The organism is Oribacterium sp. FC2011 (assembly GCF_000701645.1).
GTDB lineage: Bacteria > Bacillota > Clostridia > Lachnospirales > Lachnospiraceae > Oribacterium.
On the sequence record NZ_JNJM01000036.1, the window covers coordinates 1 to 18,117 of the forward strand.

General features: G+C 48.3%; 21 protein-coding genes and 1 pseudogene. All 22 read right to left on the bottom strand.

Annotated features, from left to right (window positions below; all coding sequences use genetic code 11):
• Positions 1 to 238 precede the first annotated feature (238 nt).
• Entirely contained in the window at positions 239 to 1,465 is a 1,227-nt protein-coding gene (locus T357_RS0117295) for a site-specific integrase (protein ID WP_031555266.1), read from the bottom strand.
• 39 nt (positions 1,466 to 1,504) lie between these two features.
• On the bottom strand, positions 1,505 to 1,693 hold the full coding sequence (locus tag T357_RS0117300; RefSeq protein ID WP_031555268.1) for a hypothetical protein: 189 nt from the start codon (positions 1,691 to 1,693) through the stop codon (positions 1,505 to 1,507).
• 109 nt (positions 1,694 to 1,802) lie between these two features.
• On the bottom strand, positions 1,803 to 2,030 hold the full coding sequence (locus T357_RS0117305) for a DUF6462 family protein (protein ID WP_031555270.1): 228 nt from the start codon (positions 2,028 to 2,030) through the stop codon (positions 1,803 to 1,805).
• Positions 2,031 to 2,296: 266 nt separating this feature from the next.
• Positions 2,297 to 3,616 (bottom strand): phage tail tip lysozyme, encoded by a 1,320-nt coding sequence (locus T357_RS21320; RefSeq protein ID WP_031555272.1) that lies wholly within the window; start codon positions 3,614 to 3,616, stop codon positions 2,297 to 2,299.
• The gene (locus T357_RS0117315; RefSeq protein ID WP_031555275.1) at positions 3,616 to 4,041 is read right to left on the bottom strand and encodes a phage holin family protein; all 426 of its coding nucleotides are present in this window, start codon (positions 4,039 to 4,041) and stop codon (positions 3,616 to 3,618) included. Before T357_RS0117315 ends, T357_RS21320 begins: the two co-directional genes overlap by 1 nt.
• Before the next feature lie 79 nt (positions 4,042 to 4,120).
• The gene (locus T357_RS0117320) at positions 4,121 to 5,530 is read right to left on the bottom strand and encodes a hypothetical protein (RefSeq protein WP_031555277.1); all 1,410 of its coding nucleotides are present in this window, start codon (positions 5,528 to 5,530) and stop codon (positions 4,121 to 4,123) included.
• Between the two features lie 10 nt (positions 5,531 to 5,540).
• Positions 5,541 to 7,496, bottom strand: a complete 1,956-nt coding sequence (locus T357_RS0117325; RefSeq protein ID WP_031555280.1) for a hypothetical protein — start codon at positions 7,494 to 7,496, stop codon at positions 5,541 to 5,543.
• A 14-nt stretch (positions 7,497 to 7,510) separates the two neighbouring features.
• The gene (locus T357_RS0117330; protein ID WP_031555282.1) at positions 7,511 to 7,873 is read right to left on the bottom strand and encodes a hypothetical protein; all 363 of its coding nucleotides are present in this window, start codon (positions 7,871 to 7,873) and stop codon (positions 7,511 to 7,513) included.
• A gap of 1 nt (position 7,874) precedes the next feature.
• Positions 7,875 to 10,712, bottom strand: coding sequence for a phage tail tape measure protein (locus T357_RS0117335; protein WP_031555285.1), 2,838 nt, complete (start codon positions 10,710 to 10,712; stop codon positions 7,875 to 7,877).
• Between the two features lie 47 nt (positions 10,713 to 10,759).
• Positions 10,760 to 10,933, bottom strand: a complete 174-nt coding sequence (locus tag T357_RS21540; RefSeq protein ID WP_197027369.1) for a hypothetical protein — start codon at positions 10,931 to 10,933, stop codon at positions 10,760 to 10,762.
• Positions 10,930 to 11,307 (bottom strand): hypothetical protein, encoded by a 378-nt coding sequence (locus tag T357_RS0117345; RefSeq protein WP_031555287.1) that lies wholly within the window; start codon positions 11,305 to 11,307, stop codon positions 10,930 to 10,932. Before T357_RS0117345 ends, T357_RS21540 begins: the two co-directional genes overlap by 4 nt.
• 92 nt (positions 11,308 to 11,399) lie before the next feature.
• Positions 11,400 to 11,702, bottom strand: a complete 303-nt coding sequence (locus T357_RS22270; RefSeq protein ID WP_242840145.1) for a cadherin-like beta sandwich domain-containing protein — start codon at positions 11,700 to 11,702, stop codon at positions 11,400 to 11,402.
• A pseudogene (locus tag T357_RS0117350) lies at positions 11,697 to 12,248 on the bottom strand (major tail protein); the annotation flags it as partial. The pseudogene T357_RS0117350 and the gene T357_RS22270, both read right to left, overlap by 6 nt.
• A gap of 13 nt (positions 12,249 to 12,261) precedes the next feature.
• Positions 12,262 to 12,597 (bottom strand): hypothetical protein, encoded by a 336-nt coding sequence (locus tag T357_RS0117355; protein ID WP_044917342.1) that lies wholly within the window; start codon positions 12,595 to 12,597, stop codon positions 12,262 to 12,264.
• Positions 12,594 to 12,974 (bottom strand): HK97 gp10 family phage protein, encoded by a 381-nt coding sequence (locus tag T357_RS0117360; protein WP_031555294.1) that lies wholly within the window; start codon positions 12,972 to 12,974, stop codon positions 12,594 to 12,596. The genes T357_RS0117355 and T357_RS0117360 overlap by 4 nt, the downstream gene beginning before the upstream one ends.
• Before the next feature lie 3 nt (positions 12,975 to 12,977).
• Positions 12,978 to 13,319, bottom strand: coding sequence for a phage head closure protein (locus T357_RS0117365; RefSeq protein ID WP_031555297.1), 342 nt, complete (start codon positions 13,317 to 13,319; stop codon positions 12,978 to 12,980).
• A complete protein-coding gene (locus T357_RS0117370) occupies positions 13,319 to 13,594 on the bottom strand; it encodes a head-tail connector protein (protein ID WP_031555299.1) in 276 nt (91 codons plus the stop codon). The genes T357_RS0117365 and T357_RS0117370 overlap by 1 nt, the downstream gene beginning before the upstream one ends.
• Before the next feature lie 53 nt (positions 13,595 to 13,647).
• The gene (locus T357_RS21545) at positions 13,648 to 14,283 is read right to left on the bottom strand and encodes a hypothetical protein (RefSeq protein WP_197027370.1); all 636 of its coding nucleotides are present in this window, start codon (positions 14,281 to 14,283) and stop codon (positions 13,648 to 13,650) included.
• A gap of 59 nt (positions 14,284 to 14,342) precedes the next feature.
• Entirely contained in the window at positions 14,343 to 15,512 is a 1,170-nt protein-coding gene (locus T357_RS0117380) for a phage major capsid protein (RefSeq protein WP_031555305.1), read from the bottom strand.
• 13 nt (positions 15,513 to 15,525) lie between these two features.
• On the bottom strand, positions 15,526 to 16,311 hold the full coding sequence (locus tag T357_RS0117385; RefSeq protein ID WP_442944868.1) for a head maturation protease, ClpP-related: 786 nt from the start codon (positions 16,309 to 16,311) through the stop codon (positions 15,526 to 15,528).
• The gene (locus tag T357_RS0117390; protein ID WP_031555310.1) at positions 16,244 to 17,587 is read right to left on the bottom strand and encodes a phage portal protein; all 1,344 of its coding nucleotides are present in this window, start codon (positions 17,585 to 17,587) and stop codon (positions 16,244 to 16,246) included. The genes T357_RS0117385 and T357_RS0117390 overlap by 68 nt, the downstream gene beginning before the upstream one ends.
• An 87-nt stretch (positions 17,588 to 17,674) precedes the next feature.
• Positions 17,675 to 18,117 (bottom strand): terminase TerL endonuclease subunit (locus T357_RS0117395; protein ID WP_031555311.1); only part of this gene is annotated, 443 nt, incomplete at its 5' end.

The window sequence follows — 18,117 nt, forward strand, 5'->3', positions numbered from 1 at the left end:
GTCGGGAGCGAGTCCTTGGCTTACACCATATCGCCCCTCTGTACCCCGTGTAGCCCCATGTCCAAGCCCCCTTATTTCCGTCCTTATCCATTACTGTCCGTCACAACACACTTTTCTGTCGTAAAAAATTTGTCTGACAGTCTTAAGAACGCTTTATTTTCGGGGCTTGTCGCCGTCTGTGTCTTTGTCAAAAACTAAAAGACACATCGCTACTTTTGACTCTGATCTACTCTGATTTTCAAATAATAATCTTTCCCTGAAGGTTTCCTATAAGCTCCTGCTTCTTCTCTTCCGTAGCCTCCGCGTAGACATCCATCGTTGTCTGAATATCCTTGTGACCCATAATGCTCTGAATGAACTTCAGATTACTCTCGTTCTCACAAAGTCTCGTACAAAAGGTATGACGGAGGTTGTGAGCCGAAAAGCTCGGAAGCATCACCGGCTCCCTGCCTTCCTTCTTCGCATTGATCGGCTCCTGCTTGTTATAAGCATTGATCATAAGATGAATGGTGCGATCAACACTGCCGGGCATCACCACTGCTCCACCGGAAGTAAGGAATACGAAATTGGTATAGCCGTCAATCGTCTCCGACTTATAACCCATACACATCTGCATCTCATATTCCTGCAAGAAGGCTTCAAACACTTCATCGATCATCGGGATCGTCCTGTTGCCGGCATCTGTCTTCGGCGTATTGATACGCTTTCTGCATTCGCCCTTGGCATCCGGCCTGTCCGTCAGATTATGATTCACACTGATGCTGCGCTTGTCGAAATCAAGATCGTCCCATCTCAGTCCCAGGCATTCTCCGATACGCATCCCGGTTCCCAGAAGTACCATCATCAACGGTGCCCATCCCGTGAACTCCCGATTGTCCTTAAGGAATTCCGTAAATGCTCTCTGCTGAGGAATCGTCAGTGCATGCCTCTTCGGCTTCTTCCAGTAATGGCTCTTCTTAATCTCTGCCATCACACCGTCCGTAGGATTAACACGAAGCATGCCGTCTCTGACTGCCATCTGGAATGTCGGATGAAGCTGCGTATGTACGTTATCCAGAGTTGCTGATGATAATCCGCCTTCTATAATGAGCCCGTAGTAAAACTCTTTGACATGAGAGTACTTGATGGTAGCGATCTTCCTCTTTCCGAAATTCTCTCTGACATAACGATCATAGCAATAAATATATGCGCCTTTAGTCGTTTCCTTCAGATCATATTTCTGACCAATGTACTTGTCATAAAGCTCATTCAGCGTGATCCTCTCTGCCGCTCTCGGATCCAGCCCGTCCTCAATTTCTCGAAGGATCTTTTTTTCTCTTGCCCTCAGGTCCGCTAAGGTTTTTTCATAGATCGTATGCCTCTCACCTTTCAAGTTAGTGTAAGAGAATGCATATCGACCATCTGTCCTCTGATATTCGCCGGTCCTTAGCGCATACCCGCGATTATCTTTTCTTGCCTTTGCCATAACTGTCACCTTACCTTTCACAAAGTAAGGAACAGCCTGTTACTTGCGCTTATCAGACTCTTCGTCCTGTCTGTACAGTTCCTCCAAGCCCTTCATGAGCGCCTGTGCTTTTGTGAGCCGGAGTTTCTCGCAATATGCTTCCAGACGTGCCATCTGCCTGTCCGTCAAACGAACGGATGCTTTATTTGATCTCGATTCCTCCAACTTTGGGCGACCCATCTGTGCCATTTGCTCAAACCTCTTCCTCGGACTTTCATAATAACTTATTGGCACCCAAAATGTCAATAGGTTAATTTATTTTTCCTCAGAGCACATCACAGGCTGTTCCACACCGTAATTACTGTATCTCATCCCGAAAGTTTTCCAGATACTCATCTACACGATCCGTATTCACCAGAGCAACCCTCTTAACGTGATATACCGCCCCAGCTTCCTTGGCCAATGCCTCGAAGGAATGCAGTCCCATGGAATAGAGCCTTGCTCCTTCCTCATAACGGACGAACTTCTTCCTGCCGCTTGCTAATGCCTTTTCAAGTTCCGGAATTTCTGTTCTCTTGTATGCCATCGTCTTATCCTCCTTACAGTTGATTGATTTGAAGTATCCTTCTGATGACCTAAGGAGTTTTGAAGACGGATTTTTTGAGCTTTTCAAAATTTTTTTCATTTCTCTTTTCCGTTATGCCCCATCAGAGTACATCAGAATTTTTCTTCCTATCTCTCTAAAGACAAACGGCATGAAAAATAGCGGATTTTGAGTAAACTTTTCCCACAAAAATAAGCCCGCAGTCATCGGCTCATCACCGACAACCACGGGCACGCTCTCAAACCATATTAAACTCTCTTCGCATACGACAACGCAATCCACCCGGCACCGCTCTTCAGCCTTCCCCATCCGACATTAGAGCCCTTCCCGGCTTTCACCTCAACAATCGTATATACACCCGGCGGAACATATTTTCCTGTCCACGCCGTATCGGTTCCATTCCCTTTCCGGATCCTCAGATCCTTCGCCGTCACTCTCACAAGGAACGGACAATCCGCATTGCTCATTCCACCGGATGACGGAACACTGTCGCTCTCGGCATACTTCTTATAATATCCCTCACCGTACCCGGCTCTCTTTACCTGTACCGCCTCACTCTGATCCGCAGGTTTCTCATACCAAAGCAGTACCGCATCAGAAGCCTCCCTAACGGACTTCGCCTCCTTCAGTACGATCAGCACTGCCGGATGCATATCGTTCAGCTCCTTCCACATGAAATCCAGCTGCACTTGCAGATTCCCGATACTCTTCCTCTTCTCCCTGGCATAATCCAGCAGAGCCTGTTTCCTACTCCAGAAAGTCCACTGAGCCAGCCCATATCCGGCTTTATCCGCTATGAAATCCGGATAATGACCGCCATCTACCAGCATCGTATACTCTTCATCCGTGATATTAAGTTTCTTATTGAAGCTGTTCTGAAGGTTATTCGGCTTCAGTCCGGATTCCGCATACAGATTTCCCATAAGACCGGCAGCACCAAAAGCATTTCCAATCTTGCCCATAAGAAAATCCCAGATATGCTTCTCAGGATCAGAAGTAATCTCTGTCGCAGGTACCTCAGCAGTACCGCCCAAAGCTGCCGTGACCTTCTGTGCCAGATCACCCATCCGGGCATACATCCAGTTTCCCGGACAGCTTTTATTTGCGAACCACCTGTGAACCGTCAGGACCATTTCATCTGCCTTAGGCTCATAGTTCAGAGTCTTTTCTTTATCGTCGAACCAGATCAGCCTGCTCTTGCCGTTCCTCTTGCAGATATCCGTGCAAAGCTCTATCAGCTTCTGATAAACGATATCCTTAAAGGCATACGGCTCCGTGGTATCGGATGCACATTCGATAGTAACCGCCCTCTGATCATTTGCCCCTGAAGAAGAGCACCATGAGCGGTTCTTCTCTTCCACATACAGCCCAACACGCCCATCACGGTCAATGCCGTAATTGCTGGATGCCTGTGTGGACTTCTTAGAAAACCAGTCTCCAAGACCTTCCGCCGTGGTCTGCCCGACAACACAATGCGGCGTGATCCTGTCGATCCCGTGCGTCCTCTGCCCGGAATGATTGGGCGAAAGCTTTGTATAAGCCACCATAGAACTATTCGTGTAACCCATTATTCCTCACCATCCTTTTCTTCCTTCTCAGATCTGTCATGAAGCTGCTCTAATACCTTCTTCATCTTTTCTGGGATAGGTAAGCCCAGATGCCCCGCATTCTCCAAAAGCGAAATCCCTTCATTGCTCAGATAGAAGAAGATCACCGCCGTTCTCAGCACGGATCCTGTTTTCAAAACCTCTGCATCCAGCACATTCGCAATCCCTACAAGCAAAAAGATCAGTATCTTGCGGCAGATCCCTTTGAATCCGACTTCGCTGGACAGTTTCTTGTCTGCAATCGCGCACATTACACCTGTGGCGTAATCCACGACTACAAAAACCACCAACGCTATGATCAACCCGTCACAACCTCCCAAAAAGTAACCCAGCCATCCTCCGACAGCCGTAAATCCCAACTGCACCAAATTCCAGAATTCCTTCATCTCTTATCCTCCCTATGCATGAAAATAGGCGGCTCCCGTAATGGAAACCGCCGCCATAAAGTGACCGACTGCATAATCCTTATGAACTCACCACCTGCTCCGTCAATGTATAAGTGATCTTCATTGTCTTATCCGCATTCTTGACCACGGCCTGCGACAGATTGCAGATCGTAGCCAGATACGGAGTGAACAGGAAATTATACCTGTACTCATTCCCGTAGGAGCCACCCCATCCGACTAGAAATTCCTTATACCGAAAGAGTGGCGTTGCCAGATTATTGCTCATCCTTGTACCACCGATTGTCTGCTCCACCCTGTCACTGACATCGATGATGAAATCATATCCGATGATCACATCACCGATCATCATTAGCCTCACCTCGCAGCTTCCGGATGTACAGATAGACTTTGCCTCTGATGTGAACCCAAAGCTTAAGAAGGTTATGTCCGTCGGATTAGCGATATTGATCTTGTAAACGCCGTCATTGTCATAACCCAAAACATACAGATATCCGTTCCTCAGCACTGCATTCCTCTGGGTATTCGGATAACTGGAATCTTCCCTGAAGCTGCCAACCGCTTTCAGATGTGCATTGGAAAGCGTCCAGCTGCCTTCCGTAAAGGTCATATCAGACTTCTTGATCTTGATCCAGAGCATCGTGGCATTCCCGGAGGAATTAGCCTGATTTGCAAACCCATACCAGTATCCATCACCGCCATCCAGGAAGATTCCATACGGAGTATAGCTTCCGTAAAACCTGAAAGTTGAGCACTGCAGAACCGTTGTATCTTCCAGCGTCAGTGTCGTATCATCCAGTTTTTCGTTCAGTCCCACATCAAAAATCGGGATCCGATATCTCGTGACCGTCACCGTATTACTGGCATATGCTATGGAGTAAAGGAGTCCATTTTCAAAATCAACCTCTATTGCCCTGAACAACGTGTTCAGCCAGTCCACCGTAAGATCCAGGCTGTTCTGCCTTAGGAGCAGGAGAGTCGTATCTACCGCCGCATCACTTCCGAACAGATTGGCACCTCCCTTCTTCGATGTCAGTCCGATCGCCGCGATCGTGCCATTCCCCTGTGAAGGCGTAAACTCCCAGACAAACTTGTACCCATCTGCCAGAGCCATGCTCTCCACAAGATTCATGCTTCCCCTCTTCACATTTCCCGTGGCATTTACATCATTGCTGGCATAGCCCACAGGCATATTTGATGATGGCGGATATATATTTCCCGCCTGCTCTGTAAGTGCACTCGGAAACAAAATGATCCCTCCGATCATGTTCGGGCATATCGGCAGCATCTCATCATTCCAGACCATCATATCGTCATACTGCCCGGAACACTTATAAAAAAGACCCATCGGATTCATTCCCAACAGGTCATTTACAAGGTTCGTAACCATATTTGTTTCGGACACGGTCTCCACCACGCCCGTATTCACATCCTCCAACTCCACCGTCAGAGATCCAGTATATCTTCTCATCGCACCCTCCTTATGAATTACTGCCGGACACATCCACCTGCACCGCAAAGCCGCCGATAGAGCTTCTTCCGCTCTTCGTGTCGGAATAAGACCTCTTCACCAGCTCATCAATCTCCCACAGCGTACTCTCAGTAAAGCCAACGCCTCTGAGCCTTCCTGCAAGGTTTCCAGTACCAATCGGAAATCTCTCGACATATTCCTCCACCTCGATCTTGCCATCCCATGCTGCATCAGCGCCCATGCTCTGACCGGAAATCGAAGCAATACAGAACCCGGTATCCACCGTAGCCGAACCGCCGGTACAGCGCATATAAACATTAAAAGTGTTGGTGAAGTTCGCCATCACATTTTCAATCGGATAATACAAAAGAATGGTATGACGCCCGCTGCACCAGTGTTCCTGAGGATAATGTATCGGGATCATCTGGTTATTGAACTCAAAGGAAAAGATCACATCGGCATGACCATCCTCCGTCCAGCTCACAGGCAGCGAAACCGAAACCGTCTGCTCTTCCGTGGTACCGATTACCTCAGGCTCTTCCTCAGCATTTTCCCCTTCGCCCTCATTGTCTAGTCCTTGTGAAACTGCGTCCACATTCACCGCCGGTATCGTCACATTACCTGAAGCCGTAGCCGTCCTTGTCACCTCATCCGCATCAACATCCACGATCACCTGCCCGAAAAACTGAGCATGATTATCTTCAGAAGTGGCGAACTCTATGGATATGATCTTTGTATCCTGGTCATGTATCGTAAATGCAGATGCATTCGTAAAAGTATGGATCCCGATCTTCCCTGCCTCAATCTGTGAAAGCAATCCCGAAATATTCTTATCGTTCTTACTCTTTGCCTGAGCCAGTCTTGGATTCTTCCCGACACCCTTAAGCGTCTGTTTCCCATAGATCTTCACCTGATTGGAAGTGATAGCACTGATCTGGTTTTCATCTGCCTGACCGCCAACAAAGGTCAGCACATCCCCGATATCAAGTGCCGGATTGCCAATAGTATCTGAATCAAACGGCACATAATCTATGACAGAAATATCAGCCAGAATATTCTCACAAAGCTCACGCCTTGTCTCTTCCAAGCCGAACTGCAAAAGCGGATTTACCCCCAGATTCATGGTCAGCCCATCATCCGGATCCAGATGATAGTATTCCGCAATCTCGGTTCTCATATTTGTAGAAGAAACCGCCGTGTATCTTGTAATGAAATCCGAAAAGCTGGAAGAAAACCTATGCCTTCCTGCCACAGTCATCACAGAAGTATTTCCGTACTTCCTCAGTTCCAACTGACCTTCCCGGTTTATACAAAAGAAACCTCCAAGCACCTGCCCCACGTAATAGAGCACATCCCTGTAGGTCTCAATGTCATTGTCCGTATAAATCGAAAGCCCTGTATCACCATTCGGCATCGCCTCGATCTCTTGCTGCGTCGAAGCAAAATCCACATGACAGGCCTCACAGCAAAGATGAATGAAGTCATACGCCTTACCCACGGTCTCGAAGCCGTTAAAATCCTTCTCGAACCGAAGCATATAGTCATAAGCCTTCAGTTCCAGGCATTTGACGGTTCTGTTCGCCTCCGACACTTCAAACACGCCCATCGGTATCGCTTCGTAGATTCCGTCACTCTCAACCGTCTGATCATAGTCTTCATCCAGATCAGCACTATCTCTGCTCTGAGAAATCCTCAGATGGTAAGTCAGCTCCACCAAGGCATCTTCCAGTGTATACCGGTCAATATCCGAAAGTAGCGTGATTCCCATTTCAGCCGAATACACCGTACCCAGCTCTATCTCCGTAGATCCGCAACACTGGCTCGAAATATAACCGCTGCCTTTTACGATATCTTCAGCATCGAAGTTATAGACCACACCATTCTTCGTGGTGATCTTCCCCGTCCAATAATATTTTCTCGTATTCTCCTGCACCGCCTGCAGGAATGCGCTCGATACAGGATACATTCATACACCTTCTTTCAAAATTCCTTCAGCGTAAAGCTCACCGTCCATAGCCCCTTATAGCTCGTATCCTTTTCAAGCTTGCTCTTGAATCCCTCCACATACATCTGTGTCTGTTTCACAGCAATCGTCTCAGGATCAAAATACCTGACCGTGATACTTTCCTGCTGCTTATATTCTGTCAGCTTCTTCAGCCATGTAGGCGTAACCGAAAAGGAAACTGTTATCTCCCGGACACCGGCTCTCACGACATCCCTCTGGATGGTTCCTGCCTCAGTCTCCCCACCGGAATCCGCTTCCTTATCCTCCATGTCCACCTCATAAGAAGTAGGCAGAGGAAGGTTTTCACCGTCAAAATTCAGATATTGAATAAATGCCATCTTACCTTCCTCCACTTCTTAGATTCGCTCTCTGCTGAGCGTTCACTATCACTTCATCCAGCATCGTTCCTCCAAGATAAACAGGGATCACGATATCGCCACCCTTACCAGAACTGTTCACGCCGCTCACGGCATCGCGGATAGCTGATACCAGACTGCTCAAATCTGCACTGCTCACAGCACCGCCACCGGCCATAGCCATCTGCGTTCCGTTCACTTGTGGACTGATGACCATATCTGCCGAAAGTGAATCCATCGCCTTTGTGACCATGCCCTTGCTCTTCTCGATACCGTTTGCCAAACCCTTCATAAAGTCAGGCATCCAGCTCTCATAATCCGTAAGAGGTCCTTCATCCGGCACCGAGAAATGCAGGAAACTCTTGATCTTGTCAGCCACCGCCGATACAGCATCGCCAACAGCTGAGATACAAGACTTGATACCATTCACGATACCCATGATCAGATCCTTACCCCAGTTAAACGCCTGCGAAGCAAGCCCCGTGATATGATCCTTCACATTGGCAAATCCACTCTTCACCGCATTGAACACATTACCCATAGCCGTCTTCACAGCTGAAGTCACATTGTTCCACAGGTTCGTCACCGCCGATTTAATAGCATTTCCAACAGACACCACCGTATTCTTGATATTGTTCCAAGCCGTTGTCACGGTATTCTTGATTGCATTCAACGCCGTGGTAATCGCATTCTTGATACCGTTCCATATCGTAGTAAAGAAACTGGATATCGCATTCCATATGGTCGTAGCCGTGGTCTTTATAGCATTCCAGGCTGTTGTCAGGAAAGTGCTTATAGCATTTACCACCGTAGTAAAAGTATTTTTGATAGCTGTCCATATGGTCGTAAAGAATGTCGATATCGCCGTCCATACCGTAGTCACAACCGTCTTTATCGTATTCCACGCCGTGCTTAGGAATGTGCTGATAGCATTCACCACCGTAGTAAAGATGGTTTTGATCCCATCCCATAGCCCGGTAAAGAAATTCTTTATACCGTTCCAAATGGTCTCAGCCGTAGATTTAATTGCCTCCCAAGCCGCTGAAAAGAACTCCTTTAAGCCTTCCCATACAGCAATGGCAATCTCCTTGATATCCTCCCACAGGTCAATCCAGAACTGCCGAAACTCTTCATTCGTATTCCAAAGATAAATAAAAGCCGCCACCAATGCCGCAATCGCAGCTATGATCAGCACAATCGGATTTGCCAGCATGGTAGCATTCATAGCCATAAATGCCTTCTGCACAATCCCGATCACTGAAGCCAGCTTCGGAATAATTGTCATAATGGTACCCACAGCACTCATGACCTTGCCGATCACGATCAGTACCGGACCGATAGCAGCCGCCACCAGTGCAATGGTAATGATGACCTTCCTTGTGCCCTCATCCATCGAATTGAGCCAGTCCACGAACTTCTGGATCCATCCGACAATAGTTCTGATTGCAGGCATCAGCATTTCACCGAAAGAAATAGCCAATTCCTGAAGCTGAGATTTCAGAATAGTCAGCTGTCCTTCAAGGTTATCATTCATTGTCGCAGCCATATCAGCAGCACAACCGTCACAGTTATCGATAGCAGATGAAAGCTTATTGATGTCGCCTTCCCCGGCATTCATCAGAGCCAGGAATCCTGACATTGCATTCTTTCCGACAAGACTTTCAGCCGCCGCTGCCTTCTCGGATTCTGACAACCCTGAGAATGCGGTACGACAATCAGCCAAGATATCAGAAAGATCTCTCATGGAGCCATCCGCATTGGTAGTAGCCACCGTAACCTCTCCGATAGAGGATCCGCAGATCTTTACCTCACCCGAAAGGTTATTCATAATGGTTCTTAAGGCTGTACCGGCCTGTGAACCTTTAATACCGGCATTTGCCATAAGTCCGATAGCCTCAGCCGTATCCTCTGCACTGAAGCCCAAAGCACCTGCGATAGGAGCACAATACTTGAAGGTCTCACCCATCATTGAGACATTGGTATTCGCATTACTCGAAGCCGCCGCAAGGATATCCGCAAAATGCCCCGAATCCTGAGCCGATAATCCGAAAGCCGTAAGCGCATCCGTCACGATATCGGAAGTAGTAGCCAGATCCTCACCGGATGCAGCTGCCAAATTCATAACACCTTCGATACCTGAAAGCATATCTTCCGTCTTCCAGCCCGCCATCGCCATGTAATTCATAGCTTCAGCCGCCTCGGAAGCAGAAAACTTTGTCTTGGAGCCCATCTCACGGGCTTTCGCCTTCAGCTTATCGAAATCTTCCCCGGTCGCACCGGACACCGCTGCAACCTTGCTCATCGCTGAGTCAAAATCAGCGGCAGTTTTCACCGCCGCCGTACCAAGAGCCGTAACGCCTGCTGTCACCGGCAAGAACTTCTTTCCTACCTCAGTGACGTTATCGCCCATTGTCTTCAGTTTTTCACCGTCCGCCGCGATCTTCTGCATTGCCGTAGCAGACTGATTTGCCTGTTCCTCTAATTTCTTAAGATCATTCTCGGTCTCGATGATCTCCCTCTGCAGGGCATCATATTGTTCCTTGGAAATCTCTCCATTTGCCAGAGCCGTATTCGCCTGCTCAGCCGCCGTTTTTAAGGTTTCCAGCTTTTCCTTTGTAGCCGCAACCGCCTCTCCAAGTAACCTGTGCTTCTGAGCCAGAAGCTCCGTGTTCCCCGGATCCAGCTTCAATAACTTCTCAACATCCTTCAACTGCTGCTGGGTACTCTTGACCTGAGTATTCACGCCCTTCAAGGCAGTCTGCAATTTTGTGGTATCGCCGCCGATCTCGATGGTAATACCCTTTATTCTGTTCGCCGCCATCCAGGCACCCCCAATCTAAAAATATGGAGCAACAAACCGTTACCCCATCAAAACGCATCAAACTCAGCCTGACCAGCTATCCTGTGATAGTATTTGTCAGCCCCTTCGTCATTCCTGCTCTCGATAAACATTTCATTGACCATTCCTATGGTCAGCAGATCAAGATCCCTGATTGAAAGTCCGATCTGTGTACACCTGAGCATGAATAAGGCCGTTGTCATTTGCCGGTCAGTTGCATCAAGTTTTTTTTAGCCTCCACATCAGTCTTCATGTTCAAGCCCCAAAGCTCGATGATCTTCGGTAGCACCTGATAGATACTGAAAGTATTAAACTCGTCCAGCCATTCTTCCGGCGTGTCCGGTATACTCGAATCAGCGTGCTTCGCCATGATGTATGCGATATTCTCAAACATCTCCAAAGAAAACATATCCAGATTGCTGACTTCCTCGGAATTATCACCGATAGCCTTTTCCAAAGCAGCCAGATCCTTATAAATATCCCTCTGGAACTTCAAACGATATATTCTGGGAATAGCAGCGGATGCCCTGAAAGCGACCTCTTTCCCATCAATCTCAATCTTTTTCATCATACTCATAGGTCTTTATCCTCCATAAAAATAGCGCCGGTCAAAAAAGAGCCCCGAAGCCGTATTCTTCACAACCTCGAAGCCCTTAAGACCTGTCTGCCTTAGTCTTCTGCCGTAACAGCCACCGTGTAAGTTCTCGAAGAACCGCCGTTTCTTACCGTAACCATCACGGTATTTGCCCCGGCTCTCCACGTCACGCTGGACCCACTTGTAATGGAATTGCCATTCAACGTGATCACAACGCTTGCATCCGAATCCGTTGCCGTTGCAGTAACAGTATTCGTTGCATTTGAAGTAGTCGCTGTATAAGCCGTAACATCCTTATCGAATGTCGGGCTCAGGCTTACAGATCCGATGCTCAAAGCCGAAAGCGATACATCAGCCCCGGACACATCCGTAGGCATATAAACGGAATTGTACCAGTTGGTGTAAGTCGTAGCCCCGGTATTGTTGCCGGTCTTCGCCTTAACCACGCCATTCGCCAGAGGCGTTGCCTTAATGGTCAGCGTCTCCGTCTGCACCTCACGGCTCTCTTCATTGGTCTTGCCCTCGATACCCGGTCTCGATGCAGAGCAGTTATACAGAACGTGTCTGATATGCTTCACATCGCCGTCGAACTCGAAAAGAAGCGCAAAAGAATTAAGCTCCGTGTTCGCATTCTCCACAAGAACATTGTTATCGTCCAATGTCTCGTTCAGCGCATCCACCCTGAAGTTCTCAGGGATCATCGCAAGTTCGAGGTCGCCGTCATATCCCATGTTGTTATTGATGACATAATAGGCAATGCCATCAGCATAGAAGTTTTCCGGCTCCCCGTTCGCATCAAGCGAAATGCTTACAGCTCCCGGCAAAGGCACCGGCGTATCATAAGACACGGTACCGTCCTGGGCGATATGAAGCATCGCATAATGCGCATTCTTCAGATTGTATTTAACCTTGTTGTTAGGCATCTCTTTACCCTCCTTAATCTTCACTCACATCCGGCACATCAAAGGAATACAGCACCTCGTACAGTTTCTCTTCCGATATCCAGACCTCACTCTTGTTATAAAAAATGCCCTGGTCATCCAGAGCATCCTCCACCTGCTTTTCAACGGACACATCTTTCTTATCCGTGTAAAGCTCTATCCGCACCTCATTTATCTTGAAATACACCCTGCCGTCAGCAGCGAAATTATCGCTCCCTGGCAGAAGATAACAGATAAACGGCGGCTCCGGGCTTTCCCCCTCTGCAAAATGATCATACGCAAACGGGATCCCCGTACCCCGCAGCATTGCTGCCAACTGTTCAATCGTCATTTCAATGCCGCCTCCACTTCTCTTTCCAGTAATTCTGCCGCCCTCTGCTCAGCTGGTGCGATATGCGGAAAGGCTCTTGTCCTGCCGCCGCCCCGCTTCGCATGACCAAACTCCAAAAGATGAGCCAGCTGATACCGGTTCCTACTATGAACCACAACCTCCATAGCATTGGAAGTCTCTTTCGTAGTCTTCACCGTCCAGCTTTTCTTATAAGCTCCGGTCTTTACAGGCGCATTATTCTGTATATCCTTCTTCGCTTCATCACCGGCTTTCTTCACAGCCTTCTTCAGATCATCTGTGGCAAGGTCAGCGTATTCCTGCAAGCCCTCCATAATGACATGAGCTATCTGATCGATCTTCACCCTATCCGTAGCCATGCATCACCGCCTCACTTTCCGACAGCTGAATTTCAGCGACTTCTTCTTAAAATTCATATGATCCACATTCACAATGTCATAGAACTCACCCTTGAACAGAATCCTGTATCCTGTGGAAGTAATCGCAGCCGTCTTCTGGCAATACCGTACCGTCACTGTCATAGCCACGTCTTCGACTGTAGTACCGGCAATCTCTTCTTCTTTGGAACTCGCCATACCTTCGCCGCCGATCGTTGCAAAGCAGGTATAATACTCATCCCAATCATTCGTATGATTCCCGACAGTATCGGTCTTCACAGTATTCTTCAGGAATGCCACCTTCTCGTTAAGCAAAGCAGTCACCATCAGAATCCCTCCTTCCGGCTCCCAAATAACAGAGCCCTCAGAGTCAGATCCATCGCATGATGATCAGCCTCTTCCCTGTGTTCATACAGGTATGCCACCGTAAACATCACAGCGATCTTCCCGTTCGGACAATCAGCCAGATCATTCTCATCATCGGTACGAAGAATATCCATGCACTGCTTTTCCCCGGCTGTTATAAAGTTTTCCAGCAATGAATCATCATCCTCGAAATCGATCCTCAGATAATTCTTCATCTCTTCCACAGTTACGATCATCTGACCACCTCACAATAAAGGCGGCAGGAACTTCCCACCGCCAGTTCTTCGTCTTAAGCAGGCTCAACAATCACGAGCTTGTATGTCGTCTCAGCATACCCATCAGCCCACAGTGTAAAGTAATCAACAGATTTTTCACTGTTGTCACCTGCAAGAACCAGATCCGCTGCAACCCAGCGGACAAAATACCCAGCGGCAAGATCACACTGGGTAGCCTCAGTAACATCCTCTGCAGTCAAAGCGGAGCCGTTGTAGTACAACCCTGTGATAGGACTGATCCCAACACCAAGACCTACACCAAGCCACTTATGCTTACCCCATCCGTTACCTGCCTCAAAATCCTTAAGGTTCTTCACCTTATCGGATAATGTGATCGTAATGGTATGTGCATCATTGTCCACCGTAACATCAGAGATCTTCCCAGTGTTATAGGAACGATCTGCGTGACCGGCAACGCTGTCCGTTACCGCCGCATACTGCATAGTGAAAGCATCGCCTATCATGAGGCCTGCATTCTTAAGCTTCGTGATCAGGGCATTCAGAGTGGTCCTGACCTTTGCCACGGTATCGCTTGTCACATCAGCCGTGCTCATATTCGGCATCAAACCATTGTCGTATACGATCTTTCCACCGATATGGGTGACTTCGCCGCCCTGCTCTGTATAATTCTTTGCGTTATATTCGCTCATTTCGCACCTCCATAATCTAAGGGAGTCGCAAATCGCGACCCCCTTTTATGTTCCTATCCTCACGCCTTCATCTTAAGAAGCTGAATGCCCTCAGGAAGGATAACTTTACCATCAACACGCTCTGTAGCAACAAAGCCAACCTGGCCATTGGTGCTGTAAAGCTCGTTGAGTCTCTGTACGGTTCTTCCGGAGCGATCAGCAATCCAGTAATTCTTGAAATCGCCGAATGCGATAGCATATGCTCCTGCATTTGCTTCAGGAACGTAAGGACTGGTGTAAAGTTCATAACCCAGAAGCTTGTCAGGCTCATCTGCCTGAAGAGAAGGCTGCCAGAGGTATGCGCCGTTACCATCCTTAAACTTACGGATGGTGGAAACCGTCTTCTCGTTCATGAGGAACTTAGCGTTTCTGCGGTAAGGACTCTTCAGCGCATAAACAAGGCTGATAAGCTCATCTGCAGAGAGGTTTGCATTATCTACACCGACCTGACCGCCATTTGCAGTAAAGATACCCGTAGGCTGACCGGTTCCGGTACCTACGCAGAAGGCCTCTTCCTCTGCGATACCGAAAGCCCTCGCGAACTCAGATGCGATATAGCTTTCCAGGTCAAACATGGAATCCTGCAGAAGCTCGATGGAAACCTTCACAAGATCAGTAAGCTTGAATGCATCAATGGTCTTCTGGTCGAAAGAAGGATCGCTCGGAGTGTATGCCCCGTTCTCTGCTGTCCATGCAGCGGTAGAGTGAGTGGCCGCAACAGGGATCTTTCTTTCAGCGCTTGTGGTGATAACCTTTGCAAGGCTTCTCACAACGTTCGCCTCATCAAGTCCCATCACGATCTGGCGCTCAAACTCCTCAGGCACAAGGTAGCCGCCGTCTGCCTGAACCCCTTCAGAAAGCACATTGTGAAGAGGTGCCTTACCACGAAGATGCGCACCGAAGTCTTCCTTGTAAGCGTTGGAAGCTCTGCCGGGCTTATCCTCTTCCTGCTTCGCAGGTCTTGCAGTGATAGGAGAGTTTACAGGCTTGCTAAGCTCTGCCTCCCTCGCCTCAGCCCTCTGCTGACGGTCGATGGCATTGGTAAGATCCTCGATTTCCTTCTCCATGCGGCCATAAGTTTCATTGTCCTCGGCGGAGAGCACGCCGTTTTCATTCTCATGGGTATCCACAAAATTCTTCGCGGTCTCCCAGACCTTCGCTCTCTTCTGAATCATCTCATTGATAGTCATCGCTTTATCCTCCTTAAATGAATCTCTTGATAAAATTTAAGCGCTCCCTGATCTCATCAGCGGAACGCCCATCACCAACTTTATTTTCAGTTACCTCTATTGCGCAGGTGCAACCATCCTCAGGCGGCTTGATCCTGCACTTCGCAGCAAGCTTATCCCTGAGAGAATTGGTCACCGCTGCTTTGGAATACATCGCCGAAACATCCGGTGCCTCAACATCCTCCACAGCATCTTCCCTTTCGAGAATGCCATCTGCGAACCCAAGCTCCACAGCCTTATGCGCATTCATCCAGGTCTCAGCATCCATCATGCTTGAAATCTTCGCACGATTGAGCCCCGTCTTGATCTCGTAAGCATTCATGATGCTTTCCTTGACTTCAGCCAACATATGGATTGCCTTCTGCATCTCACCCTTATCGCCAAAAGCGATAGTCGCAGGATTGTGGATCATCAACATCGAAACCGGACTCATAAGAACCTTCGTACCGGCCATAGCGATCACACTCGCAGCGGAAGCTGCAAGCCCGTCGATCTTGACCGTAACCTCACCCTTATAGTCCATCAGCATGTTATAGATCTGAGCTGCCGCCACACAGTCACCGCCCGGACTGTTGATCCAAACAGTGATATTCCCGCTTCCGGCATTTAACTCTTCACGAAAGAGTTCCGGTGTGACATCATCATCAAACCAGCTCTCTTCAGCGATCATACCGTTAAGGAAAAGCACTCTCTCAGCGACCTCTTCGCCTGCCTGGTCTCTGATCTTTCTGCTCTTCCAGTTCCAAAACTTCTTCATCAGGATTTTCCTCCTTCCCTTCATCAGGCTCCAGGTTGTACGCCGCACCGGCAGATACTAAAGGAACCATATTTCCGTTTACCAAATACAAATCACCACCGTCTTCCTCCGGGATCCGGTCAAGGTTTTCAAGTTCCCGGATATCATTTGCAGACATCCAGCCATTCTGCCTTGCAGTAGCATAGCCGTTCATGCGGCTTTGATAATCACCTCTGAGCAATCCGTCCACGTTGAACTTGAAGAAGTATCTCTTCTTCTCATCAGGTGTGAGCAAAGCACGAACCATTGCCTGCTCCCATCTGCTCACCCAGGGATCCAACGTATACTTCACAAATTCCAGTGACTGTTGCTCGATATTATTGAAACTACTCTTTTCCAGATCACCGATCATATGCGGCGGAACCCTGAATATACGGGCGATCTCATCAATCTGAAACTTCCTTGTCTCCAAGAACTGAGCCTGTTCCGGAGATATTGAAATCGGCGTGTACTTCATGCCTTCTTCCAAAACCGCAATCTTGTTTGCGTTCCCAGAACCGCCGAAGGTTGCCTGCCAGCTTTCTCTGACCTTACTTGGATCCTTGATCGTACCCGGATGCTCCAATACACCCGAAGGAGCCGCACCGTTCGCAAAGAACTTCGAGCCATACTCTTCAGTAGCAATCGCAAGCCCGATAGCATTCTTTGCCATCGCTATAGGGCTGTAGCCAACCAAGCCATCGAACCCAAGCCCCGGAATGTGAAGCACATCATGCGGCTGAAGCCTTACTGTCCGACCAACCTTATCAGTTCCTTTTCTGCCGTCAACATCGTCTGATTCATAGACTGTATATTCGTAGTAGAGCCGTCCATGCTCATCACGATCCACCTTCATCCGATCCGGCATCAGCGGATATAAAGCCACGACTTCACCCTTGCCGTTGCGGATGATCTGCGAATACGCATTCCCCCACAAAAGCAGGTGTGTCATCAAGGTCTCCCGGAATATGAAGGAAGTCATTTCCGGATTCGGCTCATCATGGAGCAAAAAATAAAGCGGATGATCCACCGCTTTTTCCTTACCGCCATCATCGGTATATCTGTAAAATTGTAATGGCAGGCTCGCTACCGCCTCTGACAGGATCCTCACGCAACAGTACACCGCCGTCATCTGCATTGCAGATCTCTCGGTAACATACTTTCCCGAAGCTGTTCCTCCCAGAAAGAAGCTGTAACTGCTTCCCGCCGTTCTATCTGTGGGCTTATCCCTGCTCTTGAATAGGCCGCTTAACATACCCATATCAATAATCTCCTTCCAGTGTTTGATTTATGGCTTCTGCTATTACGAAGAAGCCGATCATCGCAACTATTATCATCTTTATATCTCCTACAGAATGAGCAAACCTCTCGACTCATAAACGCTCTCCTGCTGTTCACCCTGATTTCGGATGCACCGGTCAAGTGCCATGATTGCAGCCACAATTCCGTCTATCTTTTCCTTTGACCTTGCCTTTGTCACCTTGATGTTTCCGGCGGGATCCGTATCAACCACAACATTCGCCGCCATCCAGCGTAATACCGGATGTCCGCCGTGAATGATCTGACCTTCCATCAATAATCGATAGAAGTCTTTCGTCGGACCCGACATACTCGCAAAACCCTGGCCGAATGGAACCATTGTAAATCCGTCTCCTTCAAGGTTCTGGATCATCTGTGTCGCATTCCATCTATCTACTGCAATCTCCAAAATGTGATACTTCTCAGCAAGCTCATTGATGAAATGCTCAATGAAGTCATAATGGATCACGTTGCCTTCTGTCGATAACAGAT